Source organism: Clostridium beijerinckii (assembly GCF_018223745.1).
In the GTDB taxonomy this organism is placed as follows: domain Bacteria; phylum Bacillota; class Clostridia; order Clostridiales; family Clostridiaceae; genus Clostridium; species Clostridium beijerinckii.
This window is the reverse complement of sequence record NZ_CP073653.1, coordinates 2,004,852-2,031,634: the sequence shown is the minus strand read 5'-3', so window position 1 is coordinate 2,031,634 and position 26,783 is coordinate 2,004,852. Positions and strand designations below refer to the sequence as shown.

Annotated in this window: 23 protein-coding genes; 4 read left to right on the top strand and 19 right to left on the bottom strand. The window is 28.1% G+C overall.

Translation table 11 applies throughout. The features are described 5' to 3' along the window. Positions 1–137: 137 nt before the first annotated feature. From KEC93_RS09325 to KEC93_RS09300, 6 genes are all read right to left on the bottom strand, one after another. A complete protein-coding gene (locus KEC93_RS09325) occupies positions 138–1,274 on the bottom strand; it encodes an anti-sigma-I factor RsgI family protein (protein ID WP_039772400.1) in 1,137 nt (378 codons plus the stop codon). A gap of 9 nt (positions 1,275–1,283) precedes the next feature. Beyond that, the gene (gene sigI, locus KEC93_RS09320; RefSeq protein WP_011969149.1) at positions 1,284–1,949 is read right to left on the bottom strand and encodes an RNA polymerase sigma factor SigI; all 666 of its coding nucleotides are present in this window, start codon (positions 1,947–1,949) and stop codon (positions 1,284–1,286) included. A 592-nt stretch (positions 1,950–2,541) separates the two neighbouring features. Next, positions 2,542–3,045 (bottom strand): J domain-containing protein, encoded by a 504-nt coding sequence (locus KEC93_RS09315; RefSeq protein WP_023975095.1) that lies wholly within the window; start codon positions 3,043–3,045, stop codon positions 2,542–2,544. A 121-nt stretch (positions 3,046–3,166) separates the two neighbouring features. Then, positions 3,167–5,617, bottom strand: a complete 2,451-nt coding sequence (gene recQ, locus KEC93_RS09310; protein ID WP_077868402.1) for a DNA helicase RecQ — start codon at positions 5,615–5,617, stop codon at positions 3,167–3,169. 84 nt (positions 5,618–5,701) lie between these two features. Next, positions 5,702–6,571, bottom strand: coding sequence for a methionyl aminopeptidase (locus KEC93_RS09305; RefSeq protein ID WP_077868403.1), 870 nt, complete (start codon positions 6,569–6,571; stop codon positions 5,702–5,704). 313 nt (positions 6,572–6,884) lie between these two features. Then, positions 6,885–8,327: a DEAD/DEAH box helicase gene (locus KEC93_RS09300; RefSeq protein ID WP_077868404.1), complete on the bottom strand. Its 1,443-nt coding sequence runs from the start codon at positions 8,325–8,327 to the stop codon at positions 6,885–6,887. A 316-nt stretch (positions 8,328–8,643) separates the two neighbouring features. Here KEC93_RS09300 and KEC93_RS09295 point away from each other — a divergent pair, with 316 nt between their 5' ends. Together KEC93_RS09295 and KEC93_RS09290 are read left to right on the top strand one after the other, a co-directional pair. Then, a complete protein-coding gene (locus tag KEC93_RS09295; RefSeq protein WP_077868405.1) occupies positions 8,644–9,852 on the top strand; it encodes a DEAD/DEAH box helicase in 1,209 nt (402 codons plus the stop codon). A 464-nt stretch (positions 9,853–10,316) separates the two neighbouring features. Continuing rightward, positions 10,317–10,895 (top strand): hypothetical protein, encoded by a 579-nt coding sequence (locus KEC93_RS09290; RefSeq protein ID WP_077868406.1) that lies wholly within the window; start codon positions 10,317–10,319, stop codon positions 10,893–10,895. A 136-nt stretch (positions 10,896–11,031) separates the two neighbouring features. Here KEC93_RS09290 and KEC93_RS09285 read toward each other — a convergent pair whose 3' ends face one another. The 9 genes from KEC93_RS09285 to hisC form a co-directional block, all read right to left on the bottom strand. Continuing rightward, a complete protein-coding gene (locus KEC93_RS09285; protein ID WP_111944714.1) occupies positions 11,032–11,775 on the bottom strand; it encodes a TIGR03943 family putative permease subunit in 744 nt (247 codons plus the stop codon). A 52-nt stretch (positions 11,776–11,827) separates the two neighbouring features. Next, positions 11,828–12,826: a permease gene (locus tag KEC93_RS09280; RefSeq protein ID WP_023976835.1), complete on the bottom strand. Its 999-nt coding sequence runs from the start codon at positions 12,824–12,826 to the stop codon at positions 11,828–11,830. Beyond that, a complete protein-coding gene (locus KEC93_RS09275) occupies positions 12,823–13,491 on the bottom strand; it encodes a GTP-binding protein (protein WP_077868713.1) in 669 nt (222 codons plus the stop codon). The genes KEC93_RS09280 and KEC93_RS09275 overlap by 4 nt, the downstream gene beginning before the upstream one ends. A gap of 42 nt (positions 13,492–13,533) precedes the next feature. Continuing rightward, entirely contained in the window at positions 13,534–14,496 is a 963-nt protein-coding gene (locus tag KEC93_RS09270) for a GTP-binding protein (RefSeq protein ID WP_077868712.1), read from the bottom strand. A gap of 302 nt (positions 14,497–14,798) precedes the next feature. Next, complete coding sequence (locus KEC93_RS09265) at positions 14,799–16,274, bottom strand: leucine-rich repeat domain-containing protein (RefSeq protein WP_039772388.1); 1,476 nt, start codon at positions 16,272–16,274, stop codon at positions 14,799–14,801. A 130-nt stretch (positions 16,275–16,404) separates the two neighbouring features. After that, positions 16,405–17,061, bottom strand: a complete 657-nt coding sequence (locus KEC93_RS09260; protein ID WP_077868711.1) for an HAD family hydrolase — start codon at positions 17,059–17,061, stop codon at positions 16,405–16,407. Between the two features lie 53 nt (positions 17,062–17,114). Further along, positions 17,115–17,303, bottom strand: coding sequence for a hypothetical protein (locus KEC93_RS09255; protein WP_017212999.1), 189 nt, complete (start codon positions 17,301–17,303; stop codon positions 17,115–17,117). Positions 17,304–17,448: 145 nt separating this feature from the next. After that, positions 17,449–18,486: a M42 family metallopeptidase gene (locus KEC93_RS09250; protein WP_017212998.1), complete on the bottom strand. Its 1,038-nt coding sequence runs from the start codon at positions 18,484–18,486 to the stop codon at positions 17,449–17,451. 229 nt (positions 18,487–18,715) lie between these two features. Beyond that, positions 18,716–19,780: a histidinol-phosphate transaminase gene (hisC, locus tag KEC93_RS09245; RefSeq protein WP_023975343.1), complete on the bottom strand. Its 1,065-nt coding sequence runs from the start codon at positions 19,778–19,780 to the stop codon at positions 18,716–18,718. Positions 19,781–20,009: 229 nt separating this feature from the next. Between hisC and KEC93_RS09240 the strand changes: the two genes are divergently transcribed. Next, positions 20,010–20,636 (top strand): VTT domain-containing protein, encoded by a 627-nt coding sequence (locus KEC93_RS09240; protein WP_077868710.1) that lies wholly within the window; start codon positions 20,010–20,012, stop codon positions 20,634–20,636. A gap of 385 nt (positions 20,637–21,021) precedes the next feature. Beyond that, positions 21,022–21,645 (top strand): manganese efflux pump, encoded by a 624-nt coding sequence (locus KEC93_RS09235; protein ID WP_023975342.1) that lies wholly within the window; start codon positions 21,022–21,024, stop codon positions 21,643–21,645. A 93-nt stretch (positions 21,646–21,738) separates the two neighbouring features. Here KEC93_RS09235 and KEC93_RS09230 read toward each other — a convergent pair whose 3' ends face one another. Genes KEC93_RS09230 through KEC93_RS09215 form a run of 4 tightly spaced genes read right to left on the bottom strand, consistent with a single transcriptional unit; the run spans position 21,739 to position 26,696 of the window. Beyond that, positions 21,739–23,232: an ABC transporter permease gene (locus KEC93_RS09230; RefSeq protein ID WP_017212996.1), complete on the bottom strand. Its 1,494-nt coding sequence runs from the start codon at positions 23,230–23,232 to the stop codon at positions 21,739–21,741. Then, positions 23,223–23,960 (bottom strand): ABC transporter ATP-binding protein, encoded by a 738-nt coding sequence (locus KEC93_RS09225; RefSeq protein ID WP_020372905.1) that lies wholly within the window; start codon positions 23,958–23,960, stop codon positions 23,223–23,225. Before KEC93_RS09225 ends, KEC93_RS09230 begins: the two co-directional genes overlap by 10 nt. 13 nt (positions 23,961–23,973) lie before the next feature. Continuing rightward, the gene (locus tag KEC93_RS09220; protein ID WP_039772385.1) at positions 23,974–25,449 is read right to left on the bottom strand and encodes an efflux RND transporter periplasmic adaptor subunit; all 1,476 of its coding nucleotides are present in this window, start codon (positions 25,447–25,449) and stop codon (positions 23,974–23,976) included. 2 nt (positions 25,450–25,451) lie between these two features. Next, positions 25,452–26,696, bottom strand: a complete 1,245-nt coding sequence (locus tag KEC93_RS09215; protein WP_017212994.1) for a TolC family protein — start codon at positions 26,694–26,696, stop codon at positions 25,452–25,454. Positions 26,697–26,783: the final 87 nt, after the last annotated feature.

The following is a 26,783-nucleotide window of genomic DNA, read 5'->3' as shown; positions in this document are numbered from 1 at the left end:
TTTTTTATTCTAGTCCTCTTTTTTAATACGATTTTCCTATTGATAAATTTATTTTTTAGCCAAATTGCATGTAAAAATAAAAAGTAGATCTATCTTTGATACTATGCATCTAGATAAATCTACTCTTAAATAACTCATTAATTTTTAACAGTCTTATTAGCTGTATTCTCGTCAGTTTTTGGTACTTGTATAGTCTTATTAGGATCTTCCTGAATTTTTCCTGACGTAGGATTATTTACAATAGTTCCGTTATCTGGACCTATATTAATAGTATTGTCATCCTTTGCAGGACTTGTCACTGGTGTATTTCCCTTGTTATCATTCTCATTTTGTGCAGGAACCTCTGGTTGTAAATTTAACACACCATCATCCTTTTGTTCTTTTTTAGGGTTATCTGTAGCTTTCCCCGAATCCACATTAGGTAATGAATTGTCAGCTGCTCCATTTATTACAGGCTTATCTACAGTTGTTTTTTCAGGTTTTGCATCTGAATTTGAATTAGTAGCTGGAGTAACGACATCACTATTTTTTTCATCTTTTGCATCCCACTGAGTTACATTTTCTTTATCTTTTATACTTGCAGTAATTTCTTTTACTGGTGCTACATCTATTTTATTCTTTGTACTCTCATCTACCACTAGAGATGCTTCATATCTTCCTAAGCTTATTCCTTTTGTCTTAGCTTCATCAACATCTTCCTTATCACCTTTAACATAAGTAACTTTTTCTGTATTAAAGGTAGATTGAATAACATCCTTTATATCTTTCTCATAAGCACTGTTATCTTCATTTTTTATAAATGCAAATCCAACCAATACTTCCCTATTAGTATCTAAATATTTTTTTTCTATAAGTTTTTCCTTTATTTTTTGTATTCCTTCATCAAGAGATATACCTTTAACATCTGTAAAATCTATATTCTTTCCATCATTGTTTACACCTTCAACTCTAATAATCTTCAATTTATTATCAGCTTCTATTTGTATACTAGGATTAATATCTAAACTAACAACTGCATATGCTGTATCAGATTTCATAGTATGAAAGAAGGTGAATACTATTAAAAACAACGCTGCAATTGCTCCAATTGACTTAATAAAGTTATTATACCTATAAGTCCCACTATTACTAGCCTTAATGAGATCATCTTCAAAATAAAATATTTTTTGCCCTATTTTCATATCTTTCTTAGGTTCAATCTTTTCCATTATGCCATTATCATTTAAAGCTATAGCATAACTTTTTTTAATTTCCATTATTATTCCCCTATTCATTCTTTTCACCTACTTTCTGATCCAATTTTTTAAAGCACTGAGATTTTTATCAATTATTATTACAACAGAAATTATAAATTTTTTGCTTCTTTTTATTACCTTTTCTGTAACTGAAAACTTTAAAACAATCCTTTTGATTGGTAATCTTTTCTTTAAATACATAAAAGATAAAAATTCTTCATCCTTTGATATTTCTTCTGATAAATTAATTGCATTCTTTCTCGTTGCTTGTTGTTTGGGAGCTTCATTCACCAAATCTTCCAAAGTAAAACCAAACGAACTTATTTCATTCTTTAAGGCAGTTATTTCTTCCAGCAACATGCTATTATCTTCCTTAGGCTCAAAATATTCATCTCTAAAATCCAAACCTTTGTCCACTAATTCGTCCAAAGATGAATGATTATGCTTATTTTCACCTTTTAAGTAATTCTTTATTCTACTTCCAATTACTAATTTTGCAAAAGATAAAAAATGTCCCTTCTCATTATCATATCTTTCAATTGCCTCATGAAAACCAAGTAATCCAACGCTAAGTTCTTCATCATTTTCGCAAGATACATAGCGACCTGTCACATCTGAAATACTTTTTATTATAAAAGGCATATGATTTTCAATAAGTTCATTTATACTTGTGTTCTTATCAACATTTAAATCTATTAAAACACATTCGAGCATGACATACGCTCCCTTCTCCGGTCATTATTATATACAAAAAAAAATATAGGTTTTGGTACTTTTTATTAAACAAATGTAAAACTTTAATTTCTAGGCTTAATTTAACATTTAATTGAAAATACTTTCGTAAAATCTAAAGTGATATTTACTATTATATCATGTATTAAATATATTTTTAACTTTGTTGGTTGAAAAATATATTTATAGAACTTTTTTTCTCTTATCAATGTAACTTCTAACACTTTTTTATTAATTTGACAAAAGATATCATTCACATACTTATATTATTAAAACATAAATTTGATTTTTAATTTAATTACAGCTTATTTTACTAAAACAAAAAGGAGCTTAGAGACCGGCGAAGGACACTCTAAGCTCCACATTAGCACTTTACGTACCAACTGCTTATTTAGAATAACATAAATATTTCAAAATTTCAACACAAATTATAAACTTTATCTATATATGTTAAATTTAAAATCCTAATATAGATATATATATATGTTTTAATAAATAAATTTACATTTAAAACTCTAGTAAGCAAAACGCTAAATTAAGAGTAGAATCTTGAAATTTGATTACAACATATATACTAACACATTCCCCCGTTACCACTACTATTATTATCTCCACCGCAAGCATTCATACTATTAGAATTAGGTTTAACATTTTTATTTGCATATTTTTTCATATAATCAATAACTCTTGCCTGCAATTTGTTTAAGCTGTCCAAATATTCATGGTTATTAGGATCTAATTCTACAGCTTTTTTCAAGTAATTAAGCCCACTGTCAAACCATCCCTTTTGAACAGATATAAAACCTTGAAGATAATTCCATTCTGCTGAATTCGCATTATTTATTAAGTTCAATTTTGCTTCAGCCTCAGAAAAGTTTTTATTATCGACTAAATCACGAATTTCTTTATATAGATTACCATTAATAATGAGCTCATATGCCGCACTAAGAGCCAAAACTTTTTGTTTAGTGGTCTCATTTTGATTTTGTGTATATTCTTCTAAAATATCTTTGAATTTATTTTTTATTTCTTCTTCAGAAGCTGTTTTTTCAATGCCTAAAACCTCGTATGGATCCAATTTAATTACACCTCTTTACTCTATCTTCTATTCTACTATTAAATATATTTAATAAAAATTAGTAATATTCTTACATGTAATTAATTTGGTCCAAAATAACCTAATAGATTTTATTAATTGACTACAAATAGTACTTTTTTAAAATTACAGCTCTTATGCTTTCATATTTTATATGTGAAGGTAGTTCTTTTTTTAGTACATTTATCTTATCATATCCATGCTTTTGGCATGCATCTATTATTAGCTTTTCATCTTCTTTATTATAAAATTCTTCCAAATTTATATGAAATGCATTTTCTCCAAACTCTTTTATATAATCTGTTACATATCCTAGGATAGTTGAAATTGAGATCTCTAATTTTTGAGATACTTCATGTATAGTTATGTTCTGCTTAAGCATATCTATTGAGATTTGATCATTCTCCCTAGTCTCTCCATCAATTATAACCTTTCTTCTTTTTCTTTCAATCCATTCTACTTTTCTATCATTTTCTGACAAATATTCGTTTACTATATTTATTATCTTTTCTCCATACAAACTTATTTTCTTAGGTCCCATGCCTGTTATATCTTTTAATTCATCTAAAGAACTCGGGCATCTTCCACTTATTTCCTTCAGAGTATTCATTGTCAGTATTGCTTGGGGTAATGCTCTTTCTTCTTTAGCGAATTCTTTTCTTGCATTGTCTAGTCTCTCGTATAATTCTAAGTCTGTTTTAACTTCTATTCTAGATTCTTCATCTTTATTTATACTCTTTTGTTCGTCTAGCAAGCCTTCATCATGATCAGATATAGCAATTTCATGTTCTTCTACAAAATTCCGTATTACATCTTCAAATACTTTTCCGTATTTATTATATTTAACTTCTCCAACTCCAGAAACTTTAAGCATTTCATATTTTGATATCGGATAATTTACAGTCATTTCTTTTAGTGTAACGTCACCGAATATTATATATGGTGGAACATTGTTTTCCTTTGCCAGTTCTTGTCTTAAATTTCTAAGAATCTCAAAAAGTTCATTTTCTTCACTAGCTTTCTTTTCTACTCTAAACTCTTTTAATTGAACTTTTTCTTGAGATGTTAATACTCTTCTTGATCTATCATTTAAACTCAACACTGGATATGTACCTTCAACCACATTAATATATCCATGAGAAATCAATGTATTAATAAAGTTTTTGAGATCTTCTGCTGAATATTCTTTCATTAATCCATAAGTAGAAAGCTCGTTAAAATGAAATTGAATAACTTTTTTATTTTTAGATCCTCTAAGCACATCTACAAGCATTCCAATTCCAAATTTAACTTTCATCCTGTATATACATGAAAGAACTTTTTGCGCTTCTATTGTCTTATCAACAAACTCTCCTTTACTCAAACAATTACTGCAATTATCACATTGCCCATTATATGTTTCTCCAAAATACTCCAAAACGTATTTTCTATAGCAATAATTGCTATATACAAAATCCATCATTTGTTGAAGCTTTCTATATTGATTGTTCTTTCTCTCTACATCTTCTATTGAGTTTTCTATTAAATACTTTTGGACCTGAACATCTTGAGGCGAAAATAATAATACGCATTCGCTCTTTTCTCCATCTCTTCCTGCTCTTCCAATCTCTTGATAGTAACTTTCAATATTTCTTGGCATATTATAGTGTACAACATATCTTATATTAGGTTTGTCTATCCCCATTCCAAAAGCATTGGTTGCTATCATAATACCAGCTCTATCATATATAAAATTTTCTTGATTTTCTTTTCTAGTATTTTCAGATAATCCCGCATGATAGCAAGTCACATTATACCCTTTCGCTTGCAAAGATTCATATAAATTATTGACTTCTTTCCTAGTTGCAGCATATATAATGCCTGAAACTTCTTTATTGTTTTCTATATATTTATATAAATATTCCTTTTTGTTACCACTTTTAATCACGCTGATAGATAAGTTTTCTCTATCAAAACCTGTTATAAAGACTTTTGGATTATTCAATTTAAGAAGATTTATTATATCTTCTCTCACTTCCTGTGATGCAGTTGCAGTAAATGCTGTTATTATAGGTCTCTTTTGAAGTAAACTTATAAAATTTGATATTTTTCTATAACTTCCCCTAAAATCATGTCCCCATTGAGAAATACAATGAGCTTCATCTATAGCTATTTGAGAAATATTACATTTAGAAATAACACTCAAAAACTCAAAAGATTCTAATCTTTCAGGAGCTATATAAAGAATCTTTATTTCACTATTTTCCAAATTGTTTATTACTTCTTTTTCTTCTATAGCACTCAATGTACTATTTATTAAAGCGCCTTTTATCCCCATATCTTTTAGCGTATCTACTTGATCTTTCATTAGGGATATTAGAGGAGAAATTACTATTGTTATTCCTTCTAGCATCAATGCTGGTATCTGATAACAAATTGACTTTCCTCCTCCAGTTGGCATTATAGCAAGTACATCTTCTCCATTTATTATTTTACTTATTATGTCTTCTTGCCCTTTTCTAAATGACTTATATCCATAATATTTCTCCAAATAATTTAAAGCTACATTATCCATTTAATAATACTCCTTAGATTAATACTTCCATTAAACAAGGTAGTCAAAATTGATTTAAAAACCACTTTTAACTACCTTAATATATTACTTAGCTAAAATTTCTATTCCAGTCTCAGTTATCAACACTGTATGCTCCCACTGCGCTGATAATTTATCATCGGCTGTATAAATAGTCCATTCATTTTCTTCATCAACAAAAACATCATAAGTTCCTTGATTAACCATTGGTTCAACGGTAAGAATCATTCCGGGAACAAGCAACATTCCAGTTCCTTTCTCCCCTATATGAGGAACAAATGGATCTTCATGAAATTCATTACCTATTCCATGTCCACCTAATGCTCTTACTATTGTATATCCATTTTTATGAGCATGTTCCTGACACGCTGCACCTATATCTCCTAAGAATCCCCAAGGTTTTATAGCTTCAATTCCTTTTATCATACATTCCCTAGCTACTTCTACTAATCTTTTAGCTTCTTCACTAACATTGCCAATCATAAACATTCTAGATGCATCTGAATAATATCCATCTAAAATCGTAGAAACATCTACATTTATAATATCTCCATCTTTGATTATAATATTTTCACCTGGGATTCCATGGCACACTTCATTATTTATTGATGTACATACACTCTTTGGGAAACCTTCAAAATTCAATGGTGCTGGAATCGCCCCATGTTCTATAGTATAATCATATACTAATTTATCTATATCAGCAGTGCTCATCCCTGCTTTAATTTTACTTGCAACTAAGTCTAAAACCCCATCATTAATCTTAGCGCTTCTTTTGATTCCTTCTATATCTTTTTGGCTTTTTATAATATTTCTTGGTGGGACTATATGGCCTTTTCTTTTAAAACTTTCAATTTTTTCATCAAATTCTAAATGACATTTTTTATATTTCAACCCACTGCCACACCAACATTTTTCATTTCTATCTAAGATCATTGTTTTTATAACACCTCTTTATAATACATTATTATTTATTAATATTTTAGTTTTTTGTCATCAAATATTCAGCTATATATATATAATACACCTAAATCAATTTAAATGCTCATCTATATTCTTTCTCTGCCAAAATTTTAACATCTTAAGCTAGCTTCCTTTAAGTAATATGGCATTTATAATTTTATAATGCAAAAGACTAGTAATCAATTTACTTTTATTTCCTATATTTAATAAGATTTCATATTCACTATCTATAATACCACTTAATATTATTTATGTTAACATTCTTTAAAATTTTATATTAACATACTTACTTTTTTGCTTTTTCAGCTTTAATAATTTTACCTTTTATAGTTATATTTTTTAACTCTTCTATAACTCTTTTTCCTTTTCCATTTAATATATCAACATAGGATACCGAATCCTGGACATCTATTATTCCAATATCTTCAGATCTAATGCCCTCTATTTTACAAATAGCCCCAACTATATCTCCGGCACGAATCTTCTTTTTTTTACCTCCATTTAAATAAATTTTTGTTATATTGTTATTTATGGCTTTTGATTTTTCTTCTTTTCTTTTCGGTTTACTTTTAAGTGTTTTAACCCCTTCATTTTTTTCCTTTTCAACCATTATTTTCTCAGGCAAATTATAGACAGGAATTTTGAATCCAATAAACTCTTCAATTTCACTTAAAAGCTTATCTTTTTCATTAACACAAAAGCTTATTGCCTTCCCTTTTTCCCCTGCTCTTCCTGTTCGGCCTATTCTATGTACATATGCTTCCTTCTCTACGGGAAGATCATAATTTATTACGTGAGTAATTCCTTTAACATCAATGCCTCTTGAAGCTAGATCTGTTGATACAAGTATTCTAAAATCGCCCAATCTAAATCCATCCATAATGCTTAATCTTTCTTTTTGAAGCATTCCTCCATGTATTCTATTAACAGAGTACCCCTTAGATTTTAACCATTGAAACACTGTATCTACATTCTCTTTAGTTTTTGCAAATATAACTACTGTTTCAGGTTTCTCAATTATTAAAATATCATTTAGTTTTTCTATCTTCTCTTCATAATTAGTATAATATAAATTATGATCTATATTTTCGTTAATAAGTTTTTGATTATCAATACTTATATCTACAGGCTTATTCATGTATTTATCACATAATACCTTTATTTCCTCTGGTATTGTTGCTGAAAATAACATAGTAACTTTCTTCTTTGGAAGTCTTCTAATAATTCCTTCAACTTGCCCTATAAATCCCATATTAAGCATTTCATCAGCCTCATCTATAACAAAATATTTAATTTGAGCTAAATTAAGACTTCCTCTATCTATATGATCTAGAATTCTCCCTGGAGTTCCAACCACTACATGCGTCTTCTGTTTCAATTTTCTCTCCTGCTCTGAGATAGGTTCTTTACCAAAAATCGAAACAGATTTTATTCTTTTAAACCTTCCTATATTAGTTATATCTTCACTTACTTGAACAGCGAGTTCTCTCGTAGGTGTTAATACTAAAATTTGTGGGATATTTTCATTCCAATCCACTTTCTCACATAAAGGAATCCCAAAAGCTGCCGTCTTTCCACTTCCCGTTTGTGATTTAACTATGATATCTTTATTTAAAAGTATCTCTGGGATAACTTTTTCTTGAACTTTTGATGGATTTTTATAACCAAGTCCCTCGATTGATTTTAGGATTTCATCACTTATTTTAAATTTAGTGAATTCATTATTCATATATTAAATTTTCACCTCAATTATTTTATTAAATTATATTAATCAGAAATTATATAAATCTTTCTTATTATACCATTCTTATCTATTTTTCAAACACTATTTGTTTGTTTATTTTTTCATTGTTTTAATGCAATTTATACTTTAAATCTAAATTTTGCTTTAGAGAGTAGTTTTTTTACATAAATATATAATAATTCTATATCAGATAATATATCTGTGGGATTATGTAACTTTAACTAGAAAAATGCACATAATAAGGATATAATTAATTAGCAATATATATAGAAAAATTATTCAACTATAAAAGGAGAAATTAATGATTAACTCATTTAGTGATTTAAATTTAAATTCAAGTATAATAGAAGGACTACAAAAACAAGGAATTAATATACCAACTTCAATTCAATCCTCTTCTATTTTACCTGCTCTTGAGGGCAAAGATATAATTGGTGAAGCCTTTACAGGAAGTGGTAAAACATTAGCTTATCTATTGCCTCTTTTTCATAAAATAGATACATCAAAGAGAGAAATGCAAGGATTAATATTGGCTCCAACACATGAACTTGCTAAACAAATAGAAGATCAAATTAAGCTTCTTGCTGAGAACTCATCATTCCCTATAACTTCACTATCTATTATTGGTGATGTTAATATAAATAACCAAATAAAGAAACTCAAAGAAATAAAACCTCACATAATTGTTGGGTCAACAGGTAGAATTCTAGATCTAATTCGAAAGAAAAAAATAACTGCTCATACTATAAAAACAATAGTAATTGATGAAGGAGATAATTTATTAGATCCGAAGAGATCTAACGTTACTAAAGACATTGTTAAATCAACAATGAGGGATAGACAGCTTATGCTATTTTCAGCATCTATAAAACCTGAAACATTGGAAACTGCGAAGTCTCTAATGAAGGAACCAATAATAATAAAAAGTGAAGATAAGCCTTTAATAAATCCTAATATTGAGCATATGTTTATCTTATGTGAAAGACGTGATAAGTTTGAAACCTTAAGAAAAGTTCTTGTGGCTGCAAAACCAGAAAAAGCAATCATCTTTGTTAATAACAATGAGGATATTGAATTAACAACAGCCAAACTTAATTATCATAGCAAAGATTGTTTTGCTATGACCGGAAAGATTTCTAAGGAAGATAGAAAACTTGCAATTGAAAGCTTTAGGACAGGTAAAATAAAAATACTAGTCTCATCAGATGTTACAGCTCGTGGTCTTGATGTTGCTGATATAACTCACGTTTTCCATTTGGATTTGCCATTAAAATTAAATGAATATCTCCATAGATCTGGAAGAACTGCTAGAGGAAACGCTCATGGTACTTCTATATGTATTTTAACTGTTCAACAGCTTAATATAATAAAAAAATATGAGAGAGAATTTAATATACAATTTAAAGAAAAGAAAGTTTTTGGCGGAGTTTTAGAAGATGCTAATTATAACTCTAGTTCAAAGCAATATGAGCAAAAAAATAAATCTTATAGTAGCAAATTTAACAAATAAAATTTTATTATAGTACTTAATAAAACTTAAGCAAATTAGTATTAGGGATACTTATTTTTTCACCCAAATGATTAAAATGAGTATCCTTTCATTTTTATAATAAACTTAAATCTCTGCACACTCTTTTATATCTAATCTAATTATTCTCTATATAACAATTAGTTAATTATTTAATTATTGATGTGCCTTCACTTTAATTTATGATTTTCTTCCATTAATTTTATTAACGATAATAGTTAATAATAACTTATTATTTTATTAAAGTTTTCTTAAGTAAACAATTACCCAACTTAATCGGTGCTATAATCGGTAGTGATGTAACGGTATATATGTTCTAAGAAGTTCAATTCATAAATGTTTATCATAAACTTATCAGGTATTTATAGAACAATGAACTATATTATTTAGGACTTATATCCAAAAAACTCACTAAAATATACACATAATGTTGGAGGAAAATTTTTATGAAAAAGAAAATCATTAGTCTATTGTTAATTGCAGCAGTTAGTTCAACTGCATTAATATCTTGTGGAAAAACTAAAGATTCTGCAAATTTGAATAATGAAAATATAACGGAGCAGTCTTCCACAACATCTACAACTGAACAATCACCTCAAAGTAATTCTAAGATAGTTGGCGAAAATAACAAACCCACTGTAGAAGTTAAACAAATTGCTTCTTTGACTGATTTTAAAGATAAAGACAAAAGTGAAATTGAAAAACTTTTAGGAAAAGCTATTAGCGAGGAAGATGATAAGGGTACCTATGAAAAAGATGATTATAGTTTTGAAATAAAATATAAAGATTCAAAATGTAATGAAATTAAGATAATTCCTAAGTCAGAAATGAAATTCCCAGCTGATGGAACTAACATCTTAAAATTAGTAGGAATAAACGCAGATGATTCGGATTCTACAATATCTCCAGCTGGACTTGAATGGAATAATAAATTTGATACATTTAAGATCAATGTAGTTTCTAATAATGAACCAAATGGTAAAATTTCTTATGTAACAATTATTTTATCAGATCCTTCTAAATAATGATAAGAGTTTGTGGATTTTGTATATAAAATACTACAGTATTAAAATTTAAACCAAACCATATTAAACGTATATTCATACTTTTTTACCTAACAAATTACTTTTGTTAGTGATTTCCATGAATATACGTTTAACTTTAATTTTCTATCTCTAATTTTTCTATTTTTATAGATGGTATTTTATGCTCTACATTGCTTTCATCTTTAATCACCGAGCTACCTACTTTCCCTATAACTTTAATCTTATCATTTTCTTTTAGTTGATACGATTTATCATAATCTCCAACTATTCCAACGATTTTTGAATCAGCAGCACAGCATGTCATTATAATCCTTCCTATAATTATTTGATCTTTATTTAAGTAATTTTCTTTACATACAAATCCATGTATTTCTAACTTTTTCCCTATATATTTTTCTGGATTAATCCGTATATCATCAAGCATTGTAGGATTATGTTCGTCAATTCTTATAGTTTCTTCATTGTTTCTTATGTTGCTCTTATTAAAATTATACTCAAATTCATGTTCATATAATGACTTTCTATCAATAACACTTGTTTTGTTTTCTAAAATTTCTAAATTCAGCTCTGAATGTTTAAATGTTTGCTGCTTATTAATAGATATGAAACCTATTATTAAGGCTAGTATTATTGGAAACAATTTTATTTTAATATTCATGCTGCCTTTAGGTGTAAATATATTTTTTATTTGAAAAACAGTAATTATACTTATCATTATTATAGTAATATAAAAATATTTAATCATATTACTACCTATATAAAAACCTATACTTCCAGTAGATATTAAATATATTATAGAGAAATCTAACAATATAAGAACAATAAACCATAAAAACTCATCAAAATTAAATCTTTTCACTTATTTTTCAGCTCCTTTTTATATTTAAATTGCTATCATTTAAAGTGCATCTTTATATTCCGCACATCATGAATAAAAAGGAGATTATAAATACAACAACTATTGTACTTATACTTAATTTAAGTACAAAACTTTTTTTAAAGGCTCCAATAATCATAATAAGATTTTTCAAATCAAGCATTGGACCTAAAATCAAAAATGCTGTAACTCCACTAAGTGAATAGTTAGTTAAAAAACTTTTTCCTACGAATGCATCCACTTCTGAACAAAGAGATAAAAAGAATCCAAGCAACATCATTGCAACTATTCCTAGAATCTTATTATTAGAAATAAAGTTTATTTCTCCATGAGATACTGCCACTTGAAATACGCTAGATATAAATGTCCCAAGTATCAAGTATCCCATTATATCCAAGAACTCTCTATTTGTATGTTCAATTATTCCTCTTAATTTGTTTTGATTTTCCACATATGAATTACATCCGCAGTTACAATAGCTATCATTATCTATAAAATCTATCACTAATCCTTTCTTATCTTTTTCAAGCGAATTTACTATCATTCCAATTAGAATTGCAGCTATAAATCCTCCAACTATTCTAAGAAGCACCATAATTTTTTTATCGTAAAATGCATAGTAAGTAGACATTATTACAACAGGGTTAATTATAGGTACAGCAAGCATAAATGTTACTCCGAACCCAACAGGTACACCTTTCTTTATAAGCCGTCTTGTTATAGGAACAATTGCGCATTCACAAACCGGAAAAATAAGACCTATCAAAGCAGCTCCTAAATATCCTAAAATATTTGCTTTAGGTATTATCTTAGCAATAATCCTTTCTGATATACATGTTTGAATTATAGCAGATATGAGAGATCCTATTATGATAAATGGCATTGCCTCAAGAATTATACTTGTAAATATACTTGCAAAATCTCCTATAACTTCAATATATATAAGGGTTGGATATTTATTGTAAATATATATTGATAGTATTACTACACTTATAATAAAGAAAGCTTTAACCTTCTTCTTATAAAGATTCATACATTTTCCTCATTTCCCTCATATTTTATGTTAGTACTTTTTTTGTGGTTTATCATTTTAATTTTTATCTTTTTTAAACACCCATTGTCCAATACCCTTGCTTCCCTAAGTGTAGAATTCAAAATATACTTATTACTAACTCGTAAAATAAATGCTTTAGGATTTATATTCTTAACTTTTTTAAAACCTTCATTTAAAATTTCTTTTTTGCAATAATCTATATTATTAATAACAATCATATTGGCGTTTTGTATAAAAGGTATTATAAAGCCTCCCATATTGTCAATATATTGCTTTAATGTCTTACCATCTGCAACAAAGAATATAGTCGTAATCTTACTACATTCTCTATAAATTCTTTCATTCAATATATCGAATAATTCTTTTAAATCAGAGGTTCCATTATATTCAATTATTATTCTGTTAGGTTTATATTTTTTTATTGAGTATATCATTTTTTCTTTTAAATCTTTAATATCTAAAGCATCCTGAATTCTTACAAAATTACTTATGTTATTAGAATGTACAATATTTTTTTCTCCTTGCTCTAATTGAAAAACCAGTGCTTTTTCTCCATCAACTAAACTTTCTTTTAAAAGTGAATTTATAAATGACGTTTTTCCAGCTCCTAAAAAACCTGTCACAATCTCAATATGTATTTTCATAATTCCACCACCTCTCTACAAAGTTTTAATAATTAATAATTCTTATATTTGCCTAATAAATAGACGTTCTAATTCCCTTTTATTTAACTCACTACCAATTATTGAAACCACTTTCTTATTTGACCATCTAATTTTCCTACTTTTAAATTCATTAGGTACATAATCAAATTGATAATATTCTCCATCGTTTGCTTTAAAAACACCTTTAGCTCTTATTATTCTTCCGAACTTATCATTAGTTGAAATAAATTCGAATTTTTTTTGAATTTCAAGCATACTTATATTTTCTTCAAGATCTATAGGATAACTTTCAAAAATTTCATTTGCACTATGATTTACTTCTCTTCTCATCTGCTTACTTGCGCTAGAGCTAGTACTAGAATTTGCAGCAAAAATTTTTCTTTTTTCATTTATTACATTTGTACTAAGAAAATCACTTCCTTTTAACAACTCCCATGGTTTATATATTATTTTAGCTTTCAAATTTAACTTTCTTATAGAATCTATAGTTGTATCAATTTTTTTATTATCTACAAGTTGACTTCTGCTTAAAACTATAGTTTTTGCTCTTTTTATTTGATTCTCATAAAATTCCTTAAAATTTTTCAAATACATATCATAATTTCTAATATCAATTAAAGTAAAAATATTTCTAATTTCGAGCTCATGCTGAAACTTCTTTTCTTGGAGAATATTTAATATCTCACTTAATTTTGCTACTCCTGAGGGTTCAATTATTATATTGTTCGGATTATACTTACCTATAACTTCTAAAACAGCTTCTCCAAAATTTCCAGATACCTGACAACAAATGCATCCAGAATTTATTTCCTTAATTTCAATATTACTTTCTTTTAATATGTCTCCGTCTATTCCAACTTCTCCGAACTCATTTTCTATAATAACCGTATTGCTATCATAAACCTTTTCTGACAATAACTTTTTGATTAACATTGTCTTTCCAGCACCTAAAAAACCTGAAAATATATCAACTTGAACTTTCATCAAACTTTTCTCCTTCCATTGCAATCATACATTATATTCATATTTTTATTTATACTATAATTGCTCAATATATATGAATAAAATTTATTTACAATTTTTCATAACAAAAAGGTCCTTATAATTAATAAAAAGTTATTAATTATAAGGACCCTCGTTATAGCCTAAGCTAAATGAAATAATTAAATATGTTATGCTACTATTTTATTTAGATATATACTTTAACTTATAGCTATAAATTTATCTAGCATTTATAAAAATCCAAGAAAAATTCACATATATTTCTATTCATATTAACAACAGAATTAATATGGATAATAGAAGAAATGAGTAGCTCTATCTGTTGTCGCAGTATCTTGAAGAATAAGCCTTTTATGTAATACCGAATTTCCAAAGCTTGTCCTTTGGTTATCTACAATATAAGCATATCCATCTTTATCCCAACCCATAAAAATATAAACATGAGTATAATTATTTGTAAATACAATATCTCCTGGTTTAATCTGAGAGAAATCATAACTATAGACAAATCCCATATTCTTTAATATGTTCTCTAACTGATATGTATTTGCTGTTGAAGTTGGTATATTAACACCTATTCTTCTTAACGCTTCAGATGTAAAATATACGCAGTTATTACTAGTAATTCCGTCATGCAATGCAACAGCAGTACTATCTACACTTAATTGATTATTTACATTAGTCATATATTTAAATAGCTGATAGTTTGTACCTGAATGCGAATAATTAGAGGAAGTATTCACTGTTTCACCGCTAGGATTAACATATGTATAATTATCTATCCACACATTTTTAATTAATGAACCATCACTAGAAAATCTATATTTTTTACCGTTTATAACCGTATCCCCTGATGCCATTATACCTGACGTACCATCCAGATAGTATATCTTATCATTTAAAGTTAACCATCCATATTGCATTGCTCCTGATCCTGAAAAATAATAATAGCTATTGTCTATCTTTACCCATCCAGTTGCCATTGCTCCATTATCATTGAAAAAGTATTTAGCACCCTTTATTGTTTGCAATCCTTTTTCCATTTTTCCATCTTTATCAAAGTAATACCAATTTCCAGATATCTGCTTCCAATCATTTTTTATTGCTCCATTTATTCTATCATAATAGTACCAATTCTTATCCTTATCGCTTTCCCAACCATCTTTTACATTACCATCGTCATTGAACTGATATTCCTTACCATCGATAGTTTCAGTTCCTTTAAGCCTATTTCCATTTCTATCCAGATAGCACCATTTACCCTTTAAAAAATACCACCCCTTATCTAACCTAAACTTATTTCCTTCAACATCGCAATAAGTATAAGTACCATTTACTATTTTTTGAGTTATATTTTTAGGTAATCTCTTTAATTGATTATTTCCTAAATCTAAATAAGTTAATCTAGGTAAATCTCCCAAATAATCAGGAATATCTTCATATATATAGCAAGAATTTAAGTTTAGATACTCTAGATTCTTTAACATCTTTATTTCTTCCGGTATATTATTACCAACTCTTTTATGGCTTAAATCAATTTTTTTGATATTCAAAAAATCTGCTTCTGTTAAGTTGTCCACTTTTTTACTTAACTGCTTGGCCACTTCTTCTGTAAGCCAGTTGTCATTAATTTCAACACCACTCTTTTCTACAACTTCCCCACTAATCCTTGCGTCTTTTGCATAAGTTATTACTGGAATACTATTAATACATAAAAATACTGCTAATATTGCTATTTTTTTTACTCTATTGCGTCGCATCTAATCGTCTCCCTTGATTTTTTTCATATAAATTATACCATTTTAGACGTATAATCTCAAATAATTTTAAAAAAATCAATTTTAGGAAATTTAATAGTATCTGCTTTTTTCTCACTTATTCTATATACTTTTAAATTATATGATTTTCTAGAATATTACTTAAATCTATATCTCGAATTGAGTTAACAATCATATCTGCTTTAGATAAATCTTGATTTCCAGAGTTAATATTTTTAAATCCTATACAATTCATTTTAGCATCTTTTGCAGCAAATACTCCATTCCTAGAATCTTCAATAACGACACATTCTTTTGGCGATATTCCCAATTTTTTTGATGTTTCAATATAAATATCTGGTGATGGTTTCCCTCTTTTAACTTCTTCTCCGCTTATAATATATTTAAAGTATTCTTGTAATTTAAACTTTGATACAACTATATCAATTAAATCTTTAGGTGATGATGATGCTATTGCAGCAGGAATATTTCTATTCTTTAATTCTATTAACAATTCTTTGATTCCATCTATTGGCTCTAAATGAGATTCAATAATCTTCATTTTAGTCAATTCTACTTTATAGTCTATTATTTCTTCCAGTGATTTTTTTATATTGTAATTTTCCTTTATATCCGTATACATATATTCATTTGTTGATCCTACGTATTTTTCCAATTCTTTTTCTGAAATATCACAACCTAATTCTCTTATTGTTTGCATATCCACCTCAAAATGAATTGGTTCACTATCAATAATTACTCCATCCATATCAAATATAAATGCTTTCATAATATACCTCCAAATTAATAAAATACATAAACTTTACATCGCTTTAGAATTTGCTATAATGATCTAAACAATTCCTCAAACGTATCGAATTCAACTATACCTTCATCACTAATCTTATCTTTTTCGCATGCTGTATAAATATATCTAAATGAACTAATTCCACTTAATATCTCATTAAATTCTTCTATTTTCTTTTTAAAAAACTCGCTTGCATTTTTAAATTCTCTATATCCATAATCCATCCCCTCCTTTTGCATAATAGAATTATGCAAAAGTTACTAAAATCGTTTCTTAAATGTATCTATATCACTTATCTTTTATCTCAAAAGCTACTTTATATAACATACATTTAATTTTGCAATCCTACTAATAGATTATGATTATTTTTTAATTAGTTAAGTAAGAATATAATAATTTAATAGTATTTTCAAAAGCACTATAATGAGTCCTTTCCATGCCATGAGATGCGTGGACGCCTGGTCCTATCAACGCTCCGCGTATATCATTTCCACCTCTTAAAGCAGCCCCTACGTCTGAGCCGTACATTGGATAAATATCTACAGCATATTTAAGCTCATTATCCTTTGCAAGATTAATTAGTTTTGTTACCATATTATAATCATATGGTCCTCCTGAATCTTTGGCGCATATTGATACATCATATTCACTGCAAGTTAAATCATCGCCAATACATCCCATATCTACTGCTATCATCTCAACTATATCGCTTGGTATATATGATGCTCCATGTCCAACTTCTTCATAAGTTGAAATTAATATCTTGGTAGTATATTTAGGAACTATTTTTTCTCTATTAAATAATTCCAATAAACCCATTAAACAAGAAACACTACCTTTATCATCAATAAATCTTGACTTTATAAACCCACTCTCAGTAATTGTTGTTTTAGGATCAATAAATATAAAATCTCCTACACAAATACCCAACTTTTGAACATCACTTTTTGAATGAACCTCTTCATCAATTCTTATTTCCATATTTTTTGGATCTCTTGTTTTACTTGAGCTATCCTCAAAAACATGGGCTGCAGGACTTGTGCTTAAGAATGTTCCTGTATATTTCTTTCCTTCCCTTGTTCGTATTGTACAATATTCGCTGTCTAAAGTCGGAACAATTGGTCCTCCAAGTAAGGTAAACTTTATTTTTCCATCTGAAGTTATTGATCTAACCATGGCTCCTAACGTATCTACGTGCGCAGATAATCCTAATATTTTTTCATCCGATTTACCCTTTATAGTTATTATTCCACAACCTTTATTGGTAGTTTCAAAACTATATCCTAGTTCTTTAACTATATCTCTTATTTTATCAATTATCTCAAAGCAGAAGCCAGTTGGACTATCAAATTCTAATATCTCCTTTGCAACATCTAAAACGTATTCTTTATTAACACATAATTCCATAAAATCAACCTTCCTTCAAAAATTAAAATCTCTTTGTTAATTTCAAAAATGCCTAATCATAAATTCAGACAAAAATTTCATTATATCAATATCCTTAACTCTTACTCTATATGACTAATAACATTCTCTAATAAGTAAAATTAGATACAATTCACTAAATAGGATTTCCAAAAGTAATCCTATTTAGCGCATTGCATCCAACTTTGCTATACTTTTATCATAATTCTTTTTAATTATTACTCAAAATAAATCTTAATTTTCCAATTAAAATATCCATTTCTTCATCGGTTCCTATTGTTATTCTCAAAAAATTATCTATTCTTTCTTTATCAAAATATCTTACTAGTATTCCTTGACATTTCAAATTCTCATAAATAAACTTCCCAGAAGCACTGTTATGACTAGCAAAAACAAAATTTGATTTTGACTTTAAAACTCTAAAATCTAATTTTTCTAATTCCTTGACCACTTTTTCTCTTGTTTTTACTATTTTCTTAGTTATTTCCTCAAAATATTTACTATCTTGAATAGCTGCTTTAGCCCCAGCTAAAGCCACTCTATCTATAGTATAAGAATTTATGCTATTTTTAATTCTGTTTAATCCCTCTATTAAATCTTTATGACCTAGCGCAAATCCAACTCTTAATCCTGCTAATGAACGTGATTTTGATAATGTTTGAATTACTAAAAGATTATCATATTCATGTATATATTTAACCATTGACTGGCCACCAAAATCTATATAAGCTTCATCAATAATTACTACTCTATCTTTATTAGCTTCAATTAAACTTTTTAAGCTTTCTGTATTTATATATTTTCCTGTTGGAGCATTAGGATTTGGTATTATTACTCCACCATTTGTCTTTTTTAGCTCTTCCAATGGTATATCAAAATTATCGTCTAATTTTACTAATTCATAATTTAAATCAAAAAGTTCAGCATAAACCTTATAGAAAGTATAACTTATATCTGGAAATAATATTTTTTTGTTCTTTGAAAAGAAAGTCATAAACGAAAATGCCAAAATCTCATCCGAACCATTTCCTATAAATATTTCATTCTCATCTAACTTATAATAATTAGCTATTTCACTTATTAACTCACTACATGTTGGATCTGGATAAAGTTTCAAGTCATCATTAACCGCGTTCCTCATGGCTTCTAAAACTTTATCTGATGGTGGATACGGATTCTCATTCGTATTTAGTTTTATGTACTTTCTATCCTTAGGCTGCTCCCCAGGCACATAAGGCTCTATTTCTCTAACTTTATCATTCCAATATTTACTCATACAACTGCCCCCTAGTATGTTATGTTTTTACTATATTATACCCTAAGTCTAAAATATCTTCTATTACTTTATTGTTATTAATAATTCTTAAAATAAACGAAAGATTTCCAATTTTTTAACATTTTCTTATAATTTATTGGTAAAATGGTTTATAGTAAGGTGGAAATATGAGTATTATAAGCTTTTTTTCTACGTCTCTAAGTTCAATATGAAAGGAGTGGTAAATTTAATGAGTAAGCTATTCAAGGGTATTGTTATTATATTTTGGATATCTATCTTATTTGTTTTTCTTAAATATCAATTATATAGTGATGGAGTTAATAAGATAATATTTTTTTTAAATACATATGGAAAATTCAGTGCAATTTTATTTTTCATAATTGCATCACTAAGAATTTTCACACTAATTCCTTGTACAATTTTTATAATTATTGGCGGAATATTATTTAATCCATATGAAGCATTTATTTTAACTGCAACAGCGAATTTATTAAGTGAAATTCTATTATTTTTCTTTGCAAGACTTACGTTTGGAATGAGTTACCAGAATAAAATAGTAAATAAATATCCCAAAATATACAACATGATAAAAAAAAATAATGTGCAACTTCTAGCTTTAGGGGTATCTTCACCAGTTGTTCCCACCGACATTATTTGTTTTTTTTCTGTATTAGCTGAAATTAGCTTTATTAAATATACTTTAACAATATTTTTTGCAGATACACCAATAATTTTGCTTTATACATTTTTAGGAATTAGTATAAAGTATTCGTTATGCGTATTTGCTGTTATGCTTTTTATTATCATACTAGTTAATTATTTTAATTTCAAAAAATGGAGTAATCAAACTAATTAAACAAAGATAGCTATTGATTATGTTATTATATTTACATAATCAATAGCTATTATTAATATTTATCAAATTCTATCGTTTATATATGGATCTTACTTAAGCACATCTATAGGCGAATTTCCTATACCTTTATAATCTTACATATAGCCCTTAAACACAACTGAATTTTTACGACAAATCCATTTCTTTATATGTTTGTTGCATCACCTAATATCAAACCTTTATGTTTATAAAATATTAAGCGAAATTTACAACACGACTTTTAATATTTAAATATCTCATTCTTTTTTCAATCAAATACAAAAAATATCTTATAAATTTATCATATTACAATCTTTTTTTAAATAAAATGAATATATTATACTAAAATAATTTTTAGGAGTTCCATATGATTCTTATATCACCTCTTTTACTAGCTATTTCAACAAATATAGTAACATTATCATTTTTTTTATCTTATGGAATTAAGAAAATACATTTATCTAAATCAAATAGTATTTTACTTGCAATAGTAACTTCTGCTAGTACATTTGTTTCTATGTATATTGGTAAATTAATTCTGCCCTTAATAGATCCTAAGGTCAGTAATATATTTGGTGCTATTCTTTTAAGTTATATTGGTATTTCTTTTATAGTTGAGAATATTCGCTTAGAAAAAAAACGTCTTGGTTACGATACTTCCTTTTATTATGAAAGTTCTTTTAAATATAAAAACCTCTTGGAGGATTCTTATATTCTAAATTTAGATAACTCTCATAATATAAATCTAAGAAAATGTTTAGCTCTTTCCATCTCACTATCTGTAAACAATATTTGTACAAATTTTGCTGCAAGTATAACAGGTGTTAATCTTAGTATAAGTGTATTTTTAAATTTTATTATTTCTATCTTATTTGTATATATAGGCTACTTTAATCGAAATATCAATTTTTCAAAATATTTGATTAGATATTCAAATTTTATTTCTGGAATTGTATTAATCGCTTTCGGAATTTATGAAATATTTGTTTAATAATAATATAATAATGCCATGGAGTAGTAATGCAGAATATATCCATGGCATTAAAAATTATTTTTAGAACATTAGCTTATTCTAAAATCCATTCTATTCGTATCTAAGTGCTTCTATAGGATCTAGTTCAGCTGCTTTCTTTGCTGGATAATATCCAAAGAATACTCCAATAAACATTGAAAATGAAAAACTTACTAAAATAACTAATGGCGATACTGTAGTTGCATATCCCATAGCTTTTGAACCAATTGCTCCTGCACCTAAACCAAGTAATATTCCTAAAATACCACCAATGGAGCATATTATAATTGATTCAACTATAAATTGCATCTTTATATGACTGCTTTTAGCTCCAAGTGCCTTTCTAGTTCCTATCTCTCTTGTTCTTTCTGTAACAGATACTAGCATTATATTCATAACTCCAATTCCGCCAACCACTAGCGAAATTCCTGCAATAGCAGATATAGCCACTGCAACTGTAGTCATCATTGATGTCATTGATTCAAGCATACTTTCCATATTGCTTGCTTGAGCTTCAAACTTTGCATTTTTTGCATAAAGCTTAGATAAGTAGTCTGATAATTCATTAGTAAATGACTGAACATTTACTTCATCTTTTGCTTTTATTTGAAATGTCTGGTAATTTTTATTAGTTGCTGTCTTCTTTGTTACAGTAACAGGAATATATAGGTCAGTAGTTAAATTTTCATCAGATGTTGTTCTATTTCCTCCCGAAGCCTTATATTTATATACTCCAACTATTGTGTATGTGTAAATTGCATTTGATGTATAAACTTTTATATCTTGATTTATGGGATCTACATTTGTTCCAAATATCTTAGATACTAATTTATCTGAAACTACTGCAACATCTTTTGCTCCATCAATATCATTTTGTGAAATATATCTACCTTCGGCCATTTCCAAATTTTTAACATCTTTATATCCAACATTTGTCCCTACTGTGCTTACATTAGAATACGTTGAATCATTTTTAACTTTACCTGAGCTACCACTTTCAGATACACTTATAGAACTTATTTCGTCACTAAAGTTTTCCTGTAAATCATTTATCTGTTCCATTGTCATAAGGTCAATATCTTTTGCAGTGCTACTTGATTTTCCTTGTCTTCCTGAACCTCCTGGAGGCATTCCTCCTCCGCTTGCTGCTTTCATTGCACCTGCACCTGGCACTCCACCCCCACCTTGTGGTGCGCCACCGCCTGACTTTGCGCCTCCACTATTATTTGGTGAATTGCCATTTGAGTTTTTCGAGTTTGAACTATTAGAATTTTTCGAACCTGAATTTTTTGAATTCGAATTATTTTTGTCCTTTAAATTCGAATTATCGGAATTCAACGAATTTAATGTACTTGTAGTACTTTTTTCTTGCACGTTAACTGTAATATTAGTTGCACCCATTGAAGACATTGAACTTGTTAAAGAAGAGGTCATTGCATTTCCTACTGAAACAACACCAATTACTGACGCTATCCCTATTATTATTCCAAGCATTGTAAGTAACGCTCTCATTTTATTGGATTTAAGCCCCGCAACTGCAAGCATTATATTTTCTTTTATAAACATACTTTGTCCTCTTTTGGAAATCTTCTGTAGTACATATCATTCTTTTTTTCAGATATTATATTTCCATCCTTCAAAGTTATAATTCTTTCTGTTTCCTCCGCAAGTTCGCTATTATGGGTTATAAATACAATGGTTTTGCCTTCCTGTTCATGAACTTTATGAAACAAATCCATAACCAATCTTCCAGTTGTTGAATCAAGTGCACCTGTAGGCTCATCCGCAAGTATTATACTTGGATCATTAGCTAATGCTCTAGCAATAGCCACTCTCTGCTTTTGTCCTCCTGACAGTTCATTGGGTTGATGAGACATTCTATCTTTCATTCCAACAAGATCTAAAAGTTCTTCTGCACGTATTCTTCTATCTTTTTTACTCATTCCATAGTAAAGCATTGGCAATTCCACATTTTTCAAAGCTGAACTTCTTGGAATTAGATTATATGTCTGAAATACAAAACCTATTTGTTTATTTCTTACTTCAGATAAACCATTATCAGATATTTCATTGATATTTGTACCATCTAAAATATAGTTCCCAGAAGTTGCTCTATCAAGTGCTCCTATAATATTCATTAATGTACTTTTTCCAGAACCAGATGAACCAACTATTGCTACAAATTCTCCTTCTTTTACACTAATATCAATTCCTTTTAAAATATTTAATTGATTTGGAGTTCCAATATAGAAGCTTTTTGTAATGTCTTTCATTTCTATTATATTTTTACTCAAAGACACTCACCCCCTACTTTGTTTTTCTAGAATTTATTTCTACTGGATCACCAACTTTATAGCTTGTTGGTTCATTAAGTATAATCATTCCATCTGATAGATCAGAACCATCAATTTCAACATTTGCATTTGATTCTATACCTTTAGTTACTGGAATCTCCTTAACGATATATTTCCCACCCTGTTCAACTGCTGCATAAACCTCGTTTTGTCCACTGTTATTAATTACTGCTCCATATGGTACTGAATAAATATCATCTTTTTCATCTGTGATAATATTTACTACTGAATTCATACCTACTTTCACCTTATCATTTTTACCGGTTAACTGTACCTTAACTGTGAAAGATACATCACTGCTTGTCGTATTACTAGTGCTACTAGTACTAGTGCTAGTTTTACCGTTACTACTACTAGTTGTACTTGTACTCGCACTGGCAGTACTAGAAACTGGTTCAACACTTAAAACTTCTGCATCAATAATATCAGAACCTGAAGCATCCGTTGTTATTTGAGCTTTTTGTCCCACTTTTACTTTTGCGACATCTGTTTCATCAACACTCGCATTAACAATTAAATTGTCTAAATCCTGAATTACAAATAATGCCCCAGATGCTTGTATACCTACTACAGCATTTACATTAGTTACTGTCCCATCTACAGTCGCTACAACCTGAGCATCTTGCAATTTCTTTTTCTTGTCTTCATATGCAAGTCTATTACTCTTATCATTAGCTGCTGCTTGAGCAGATTCATAAGCTGTTTTTGCTTCAGATAATGCTTGATCAGAATTAACTTTTGCTGCTTCTAATGCAACTGTTGATTTATCATAAACTCCTTTGGAATTTTCATAATTGGTTTTTGCTGTATTTAGATCTTGCTGAGAGATTTCGCCATTTTGAAACATGACCTTATCATATTCATAAACTTTACTCTTATCTTCCATATCGAGTTTTGCACTATCAACAGATTTTTCTGCATTTATTATATCAGTTTGTAAGTTATTATCATGTAAATACTGCAAATTGTCATATTTTTGTTTTGCACTTGTTAATGATAACTGATTTTTTTGCTCATTTGCATTTAGAGTTTGTTCTGCCTCAGCAAGTTGTTCTTGAAGAGTTGATGTATCTATTGTTGCAAGCACATCCCCTTTTTTTACTACATCTCCAACTGAAACATTAATTGATGCAACATTATATTCTAAATTTGAATATATATTAGTTGAATCTCCACTCTTTATAGCGCCTGATGAACTAATTGTTGTAGCAATATTTGTTTTCTTAAGAGTTGTATACTTAACGCTGCTTTGTGTTACTTTCGTTTTAGCAAATTTAACCTTATAAATACCTGCTCCTATTGCTAAAACAACTAATATCGCAACTAAACTTATAACTTTCTTTTTAGTTAAAAATTTTTTCTTGCTTGCTTCAGTTGTTTCCATAATTTCTTTATTAGCTAAAGTTTTTTTATTAAATAAAAGCTTCAATTTTAGTAACCCTCTTTCATTTCAATGTACTTTAAATAAGACAAATAGCATTGATTTCTTTTATTTATAAAATCCGCATTATCATTATCTAGAGTCAATTTCGCAGCATCTACATCATTTTTTGAAACAAATCCATAATCATATTTTGTTTGCTCAATTTCATATTCTTTTTGTTTCTGGTTTATTACATCATAACTGCTTTTTATTGAATTGTAAGAAGTCATTAAATCATTATATTGTTTTTTAAAGCTTGTCTCAGTACTATTCATTAGCGACTTTAATTTGTTATTTGCTTCTTCAACTTTATTATCATAAATATCTTTATTATCATAATCATCTTCAGCATCATCTAAATCATCAATCTCATCATTTTGAAGTTTTATATCAATATTATTTTCAAGCATTTTGCTCAAATCATCTTCATAATTAATTTTAGATATAACATCAAAATTTTTATCTATATCATTTTCAAATGTAACTTTACTCTCAGAACTTATTCCAAGTAAGTTAAATAGCTTAAGTTTATCAAGCTCTGCTGTATTCTTTGACGAATCCAAGTCGTCAACTGAAGTATTTCCTTGTAATAATTCAGTATATTTATTTTTAGATATAAAGCCACTATCATATTGAAGTTTATATATTTGTTCTTTCTTAGTATTAATATTCACTGTATCTTCTTTTATTTTTTCATTTGGTAAATCAGACAAATAAGTTATGTATGCCTGTTGAGCTGCGTAAACTTGATCTTCAATTTCCTTGTTATAATCATCCCTGGCTGTTTTAAAAGCATCTCGCTTTGTCGTTAAAGTTGTATCAGCATTATCATAAGCATTTTTCGCATCATAAGCTGCTTTGGCATTATCATAAGCTACTTTAAGAGTTTCTTTTTGAGCGTCATCTGTACAATTTTCATAAGCATTTTTTGCCGATTCATAGTTTGACTCGATATTCTCCTTATCACTATAAGCATCATATGAGCTCTTTGCACTACCATAATCATCTAATGCATCATGATATTCCTCTTGTGCTATTTTTAAATTATTCTGTTTAATCTTAATATCTAAATTATTTTCAGTCATGATATCTCTTATGTTTTCTAATGATACTTTAATCGTACCACTATCAGACACTTCGTTAACTGCACTATTATCAGTCGTAGCAGCATATGCACCTGGTATATTAAGAATTGATATGCCACCAGAAACCACTAAAGTTCCAATTAAAAAACTTATAAATGTCTTTCTCAATCTTGTCTCCTCCTCGATTTGTCATTTAGTAATATTATTCTATTTTAAATTTATTTTCTAATTATAATAAAGGATTGTAACATCTCT